The organism is Chamaesiphon polymorphus CCALA 037, from assembly GCF_003003845.1.
GTDB classification, from domain to species: Bacteria; Cyanobacteriota; Cyanobacteriia; order Cyanobacteriales; family Chamaesiphonaceae; genus Chamaesiphon; species Chamaesiphon polymorphus.
Map to the genome: position 1 here is coordinate 1 of NZ_PVWO01000327.1, position 6,780 is coordinate 6,780.

Consider the following 6,780-nt stretch of genomic DNA (forward strand, 5'->3'; position numbering starts at 1 on the left):
TTCCACATTAGTTTCGATCGCCTAAATAAGCTGTTAGTCATTTGATTTACGTGTCTTCGCCCCGCTCCCCGCTGTCTTGATGCGCTTAACCGTCTGGAAACCAGACGAGCGCGCATCGCTCCCCGCTCCCCGCCCCCCGCTCTCAAGAAATATAGTATGTGATTTAAATGTTCGACAGCTTAGTCGATCGAAATTAAAGCGTCATAATCCAAAATCCGACCCCTACTCGTCATATTCGTGTTCGAGAATGGCAGGCATCAAAACAGTATCGATCTTATGAATGACACCATTATCGGCGAGGATATCCATCTGAGTAACTAAAGCATCATTAATGCGAACTTTCCCTTCCCCTCGTTTGATGGCAAGTACCGAACCTTCAACAGTTGGAGCTTCATCGATTTCTGCCAAGTCATCAGACTGGACATTTCCCATCACTGCGTGATAGAGCACGATCCGTTTGAGCTTGGGCAGATTGTCGAATAGGGCATCGCGCTCGGCTTGAGGTAATTTTGCAAAGGCATCATCAGTCGGTGCCAAGACGGTAAACGAACCTTCGCTATTTAAAGTATCTTCTAGTTCGGTTGCCTTAATTGCTTTTAATAACACGGTAAAGTCACCAGATTGGGAAGCTGTTTCTAAAATATTAGCCATACTTTCTATTAATTAAAATCTAGGTTGTTATCGATCGAAATAATTAATGCAAGGTCGAAAGTGTCAAATCGCAATGCCAGAATCTTCGATCCTAGCTTTCATCTAAATCTACCAGAAGCGATTAGATAGCTAAAGTCCAACATCCTTCTAGAGAGCATTTTTAGCTGTATCAGGTTTAAAGAGGTAGAGAAGATCGGTTAGTGCTAATGCTCTTTTATTATATGGAAAATACCAAATAAAAGCTCGTGAATTGTATGCTTGTGCCCGAGCGAATCAAACGAAATCGCCGAGCCATTGAGGATATTGTAGTGCTTCTAGCGATCGATAGATTTGCTAGTGGCTAAAAAGATCGAAAAATCTATCGATCGGTTGAATTTAAAAACAAAAAGAGAGCAAAATATTATCTAAAGATTATTAGATTGCACCTGCATAGATAGCAAATCGGTATAATTACATTCAAATACAAACCCCAGTTACCGATCGCTAACAATGGTAAAATCCAGCCTAATATGTAGCATTGCCATCGGTTAACTAACATGAGGCGAAAAAATTAGATGTTTTCTTTACTTTTTCTATTACCTGGAATGTTGCTCATGCTGTGGGCGCAGTTTCATGTCAAAGGTACATATCAAAAATACGCGCAAGTTGGCTCTAATATGGGAATGACTGGAGCGCAAGTTGCCGAAAAGATTTTGCGAGAAATGGGCATTACTAATGTATCGGTAGAGCCGATTCCTGGCGAACTAACCGACCATTACGATCCGAGTGCCAAGGCGGTAAGATTGTCAGAGGTGGTATACGACTCAACATCTTTGGCTGCGGCGGCTGTAGCGGCTCATGAATGCGGTCACGTTCTCCAAGATGTTCAAGGCTACAAGCCGATGAATATTAGGGCAGCTTTAGTCCCGGCAGTTGGCTTTGGTTCTAATATCGGGCCGATCTTAATTATGCTGGGTTTTGGATTGGGCGCAATGGGTGGCATCAGCACTCTATTTATTAATATTGGCATTCTGCTGTTTTCCTGCGTGGTGTTATTTCACATCGTTACTTTACCAGTGGAGTTTGATGCTTCCAATCGCGCACTGAGATTAATTAACGATTTGGGAATTTTGCAGGGTGAAGAACATAGGGGAGCTAAAAAGGTCTTAAATGCTGCCGCACTCACCTATGTTGCCACAGCTTTGTACTCTGTTTTGCAACTGATTCAACTGCTTTTATCCCGCCGGAACTAGAGCTAGAGATCGATTAAACTGGTAGATTAATTAACCAGTATTTTCTACAAAAATGGTAATATTTTAGGAGTTAGGTTTCACGATCTAACTCCTTTTGTTTAAAAAGTAACCAAAAAGGGATCGATATCTATCGTAGGAAGTTAGGCTTGGCGATCGAAAACAAGAAATGGTTATCAGTTATCGGCATCGGCGAGGGGGGAGTGGGCGAACTAAGTCCCGGCGCGCGCGGATTTATCGATCGGGCATCGCTAATTGTCGGCGGCAAACGTCACCTCGCGATGTTGGGTGAGTGCCCTCAAGCTCAATTGGTGTGGGCATCGCCCATCGAATCATCGATCGCTTCGATTCTCAAATATCGCGGTAATCCAGTTTGTGTCCTTGCTAGCGGCGATCCGCTCTGTTATGGCATCGGCGTGACATTGCTGCGATACGTCTCGATCGCGGAAATGACGATTATGCCCGCGCCATCTACCTTTAGCCTCGCTTGCGCCCGTTTGGGCTGGACGTTGACAGAAGTAGAAACCGTAAGTTTGTGCGGGCGTTCGCCAGATTTTCTCGCAGCCATCCTGTCGCCCAATGCCAAATTATTAGTCTTGAGCGCGGATGCCGATACGCCCCAAATTGTGGCAAATTTGCTGACGCAGCTTGGCTATGGCGATAGTCGGATGACAGTCCTCGAACACTTAGGCGGCGATCGCGAGCGCATCAGTTCGGATATCGCCAGGTTGCGCGCTAAAACCGATGTAGCGGCTCTCAATGCGATCGCGATCGAATGCCGGATCGATGCGGATAAGACCCCCTTAAATCGACTCCCAGGGCTGCCAGAGAGCGCGTTTCACCACGACGGACAGCTCACCAAACGCGAAGTCCGCGCGATAACTTTAGCCGCACTCGCCCCCATGCCAGGAGAATTATTATGGGATGTCGGCGCGGGTTGCGGATCGATCGGCATTGAATGGTTGCGCTCTCATCCCCGCTGTCGGGCGATCGCGATCGAGCAACATACCCATCGACTGCATTTTATTACCGATAACATGTCAGCTCTGGGCACCCCCCACCTCCAACTCGTGCAGGGCAAAGCACCCGAAGCTTTGGCCGATTTAGCAACTCCTGATGCCATCTTTATCGGCGGCGGCGTAACGGCTCCCGGCTTACTCGATACCTGCTGGACGGCATTGCGATCGGGTGGTAGATTGGTTGCCAATGCCGTGACGGTAGAGAGCGAACTGGAGTTATTGCGATGGCAACAACAAAATGGTGGCGAACTCAGCCGCATCGCCATTCAACGCACGCAAAATATTGGCGGTTTTCTGGGTTGGAAACCATTAATTCCGGTTACTCAGTTAGTAGCAGTTAAATTAATCGATCGTCGATAATTACACTCGCGCATCGGCATTGCTGATTTGATGTATGATTCCTGGCAATCGTACATTCTCTACCCCCCTCCCCGCTCCCCGCCATCCTCTCTACTTTTTCATACTTGAACTCAGAAACGCCACACTCGCACGTCAAAGTTTAAGGATCGAGAGTCGATTTAGATTTGTGGAGATCTCGGCTGGATCTGTCTCGATCGATAAAATTCCACTCGTCTCGATCTATGATTGAGGACGATCGAGAATTCGCGCAACTCCCCACTCCCCCACTCCCCCACTCCTAAAGAATGTTTCGTCTTTCTATCCAAATCGAAGCCATTTTGTACCTCAAGGGACAACCCCTAGATTTAGCAGTTATTGCCGAATGTGCGGGCTGCGATCGCGATGCTGCCGAAACTGCGATGATGGAGTTGATGGATGATTACGCCCATCGCGATAGCGCGCTAGAGGTAGTAGAAACGCCCAAGGGGTATACCCTCCAGTTACGCGGCTCGTTCCAAACGCTGATCGATAAAATGATTCCCCCCGAAATCGGGACGGGTGCGCTGCGAACTTTGGCCGCGATCGCCATTAAGGGATCGATTTCCCAAACCGATTTGGTAGAATTAAGAGGTAGCGGTGCCTATCAGCACGTTCAAGAACTCGTTGAAGTAGGATTTGTCCGCAAACGACGCCAGCAAGGAAGTCGTTCTTCCCTATTGCAGGTAACTGATAAATTCCACCGAACTTACGAACTTAACGATCTCCCATTGCAACTACCCATCGCTGCTATTCCCAAGCTAGCTGATGAAGAAGATGTCGATAATATTGCCCCACCGGATGAAGATGAGGGGGTGGATTTCACCACTGACGATCGCTCGACTAGCGAAAACCAATAGCCTACCAAAACCTATACTCTCTAACAATTGCAACCTCAATGAATGCGGATAACCGTTCTGAGGGCATACTAATAATAGCGATCTTATCACTGCGAACTGCTCGATAAAACAGTATCATATTCTTATCGAGTCAAAAGCTTCAAAGCTGACTAAACACCACTCTCGATCCATCAAATTAAGTCATAATGGCATTTAATCCTGATTTTCTGGAACGCAAATCTGAAGATGCTCAGGTCAATCAATTGCTGAAGTATCTTCAACATCAATCCCCAGAAGTCTTAGCGCAAATCGCTAAGGCCACAACTCCCCAGGTAAAAGATATTATCACCCACAACATCCAAGGTTTGTTAGGGATGTTGCCTAGCGACGGCTTTAGCGTTCAAGTTACGACCGATCGCGATAACCTCGCCAATCTCTTGGGTTCGGCGATGATGACTGGATATTTCTTGCGCCAAATGGAACAGCGGATGGAACTAGAAGACATGCTCACTGGTTCGAGTTCGATTTCCAGCGACGAAAACCGCGAGTAAGAATGCCCGCTCGATCTCAACTGCGCCAGTGTAAGATTTGAGATTTAACCGGATTGCTAAACTCGCGATTCTCGCCGATCGATTTGAGATATTCCGATCGGAGTTGGTAGTACCACTTGGCTTGGGTATCAGCATCCCTGATTAACATCAATGGTGGATTGTATTTTAAACCAATTTGTTGCTTGACCACCATATCCCGATCTTGACCCAAGAAGGTGGTGATAAATGGTTGAATCAGCCACCGTAAGGGTTTGAACCAGGCAACGGTGGTATAAAACATCGTCGTGACTTCTGTCTCCATCTCCGAAATCGGGGTAATTACCGTGAGATTGCACACCCGATTGGTATTAGTCACGATCTGTTCGATCCGCACGCCAGGTAAACGGAAGGCGATTTCCACCTCTGCATCGCCACCGAGCAATTTATAGAAGAAAGTTTGTCGTTCCAACCGATGACGGCGCATGGTAAAGCCGTAGGGAGAAGGATCGAAGGCTTTAATTTCATCTGTGAGGATTGTATCCGCTCTCCACCACCACGCACGATGTACGAACGGAACGTGGGAAGGATCCATCAGTCCTACCACAGCATGGTCGATAAAGCAAGGGAATTTCATCGTAAATGTCGATTGATGCGCCACACCTTCAAATCCGGCGATTTCTGGCACCGTTTGCTGTGGCTCCCGATCGTCATTGCGATCGAGATCGGACATATAAATCCAAATATTGCCCTGAACCTCGCGCACGGGATACCGCCGCACCTGAAACTTACTCAAGTCCAAATCTTGGTCGGCATGTAAAGCTGGAATTGCAGTACATTGTCCCCCATCGTCGAATCGCCAGCCATGATAGGCACACTCGATCTCTTTACCATCAAATCGCCCACAACTGAGCGGCACGGCACGATGAGGACAGATATCGCGCAGGGCAAACACTTCACCCGCCTGAGTGCGTCCGAACACCACTGGTTCGCCGAGGAGCTGTTTGGCGAGCATCTGACCCGCTCTGATGCGTTCGGCGGGTAGAGCATAGTACCAAATATTGCGCAGGAAAGTTTGTTTCAGTTCGGTCACGAGTTTCGGTGTTGTTAACAGCAATTCGCCGATAGGCACGATCGACGGTGAGTTCCGCACTTATAAAGTTTATAGTATATGAGACTTGTCAGCATCACCTAGCTAGTTCATGAGCGGTACATACAAAGCAACTGGGATTAATCTCAAAACAATTCCGATCGGTGAAAACGATCGATTGGTGACGATTCTCACCCGCGAACATGGTTTAATTAAGGCGATCGTGCCCGGTGCGCGCAAGTCCAACTCTAGTCTGGGCGGACGCAGCACGCTATTTATGGTCAACGAGCTATTAATTGCCAAAGGTCGATCGTTAGATAAGATTACCCAAGCTCAGACGACGATTTCTTATGGCAAATTGATTGACGATTTGGGCAAACTTGCCGCCAGTCAATACTTAGCCGAAATCGTGCTAGCGCAAGCCTTGAGCGATCGACCGCAAGAGGAATTATATCAATTATTATTGCTACATTTAAGCAGGTTAAATGCTCTCGATCGCGGCGATAATACCGGATCGATCGCGCATTTATGTCAAGGCATTTTTCACCTGCTGGCTCTCGATGGGATTGCGCCTCAAGTCTACGATTGTTGCATTACCAGGCAAGCGATCGAGCCAAATTTTACCGCGATTAACTGGCAAACTGGATTTAGCATCGAATCGGGTAGTACCGTCGGCTTGAATCTGACTACAGACGATCCCAGTATTGCCATCAATTATCGCCTGACAGCTCTAGACTTGCTCTGCTTTCAACATCTATCCGATCCTAATCTGGACAGGCTCGATCTCACACTCGATAAATTTTCCCTCGACACCATCTCAGATCTCGAACTTGCTGGCGTCTGGCGGCGACTCGAACGCATCTTGCGTCAATACATCCATTACCACCTTAATATTCAGATTCGCTCCGCAGCTCTGATCGATCTATAGGGTGGGGAGTTGGGAGTTGGGGGAATCAGCAATGCCCAATTATCAACTTACGGTTCGCTCATTTTCAGGGAGGGTCATCAGATTGTGGCCCAAGGCAAGTATAAATCTCAACTGGAAAGTTC

7 protein-coding genes are annotated in these 6,780 nt (G+C 47.4%); 5 read left to right on the top strand and 2 right to left on the bottom strand.

Features of this window, described 5'->3' with window-relative positions; all coding sequences use genetic code 11:
* Positions 1-222 precede the first annotated feature (222 nt).
* Positions 223-651 (bottom strand): fasciclin domain-containing protein, encoded by a 429-nt coding sequence (locus tag C7B77_RS20560; protein WP_106309171.1) that lies wholly within the window; start codon positions 649-651, stop codon positions 223-225.
* Positions 652-1,205: 554 nt separating this feature from the next.
* On the opposite strand from C7B77_RS20560, the gene C7B77_RS20565 reads away from it, so the two are divergent.
* The 4 genes from C7B77_RS20565 to C7B77_RS20585 all read left to right on the top strand — a co-directional run bounded on the left by C7B77_RS20565 (position 1,206) and on the right by C7B77_RS20585 (position 4,664).
* Positions 1,206-1,883 (top strand): zinc metallopeptidase, encoded by a 678-nt coding sequence (locus C7B77_RS20565; RefSeq protein ID WP_106309174.1) that lies wholly within the window; start codon positions 1,206-1,208, stop codon positions 1,881-1,883.
* Between the two features lie 146 nt (positions 1,884-2,029).
* Entirely contained in the window at positions 2,030-3,259 is a 1,230-nt protein-coding gene (gene cbiE, locus C7B77_RS20570; protein ID WP_106309178.1) for a precorrin-6y C5,15-methyltransferase (decarboxylating) subunit CbiE, read from the top strand.
* Between the two features lie 284 nt (positions 3,260-3,543).
* Positions 3,544-4,134: an SMC-Scp complex subunit ScpB gene (gene scpB, locus C7B77_RS20580; protein ID WP_106309184.1), complete on the top strand. Its 591-nt coding sequence runs from the start codon at positions 3,544-3,546 to the stop codon at positions 4,132-4,134.
* Positions 4,135-4,319: 185 nt separating this feature from the next.
* The gene (locus C7B77_RS20585) at positions 4,320-4,664 is read left to right on the top strand and encodes a DUF760 domain-containing protein (protein WP_015162542.1); all 345 of its coding nucleotides are present in this window, start codon (positions 4,320-4,322) and stop codon (positions 4,662-4,664) included.
* Positions 4,665-4,680: 16 nt separating this feature from the next.
* Here the strand turns inward: C7B77_RS20585 and C7B77_RS20590 are convergent, their stop codons facing one another.
* Complete coding sequence (locus tag C7B77_RS20590) at positions 4,681-5,733, bottom strand: Rieske 2Fe-2S domain-containing protein (protein WP_425430840.1); 1,053 nt, start codon at positions 5,731-5,733, stop codon at positions 4,681-4,683.
* 109 nt (positions 5,734-5,842) lie between these two features.
* On the opposite strand from C7B77_RS20590, the gene recO reads away from it, so the two are divergent.
* A complete protein-coding gene (recO, locus tag C7B77_RS20595; protein WP_106309190.1) occupies positions 5,843-6,658 on the top strand; it encodes a DNA repair protein RecO in 816 nt (271 codons plus the stop codon).
* Positions 6,659-6,780: the final 122 nt, after the last annotated feature.

Excerpts from the sequence above, each read along its gene's own strand:
- C7B77_RS20560 (WP_106309171.1), bottom strand. The coding sequence starts at position 651 with ATGGCTAATATTTTAGAAACAGCTTCCCAATCTGGTGACTTTACCGTG.
- C7B77_RS20565 (WP_106309174.1), top strand. The coding sequence starts at position 1,206 with ATGTTTTCTTTACTTTTTCTATTACCTGGAATGTTGCTCATGCTGTGG.
- scpB (WP_106309184.1), top strand. The coding sequence starts at position 3,544 with ATGTTTCGTCTTTCTATCCAAATCGAAGCCATTTTGTACCTCAAGGGA.
- C7B77_RS20585 (WP_015162542.1), top strand. The coding sequence starts at position 4,320 with ATGGCATTTAATCCTGATTTTCTGGAACGCAAATCTGAAGATGCTCAG.
- recO (WP_106309190.1), top strand. The coding sequence starts at position 5,843 with ATGAGCGGTACATACAAAGCAACTGGGATTAATCTCAAAACAATTCCG.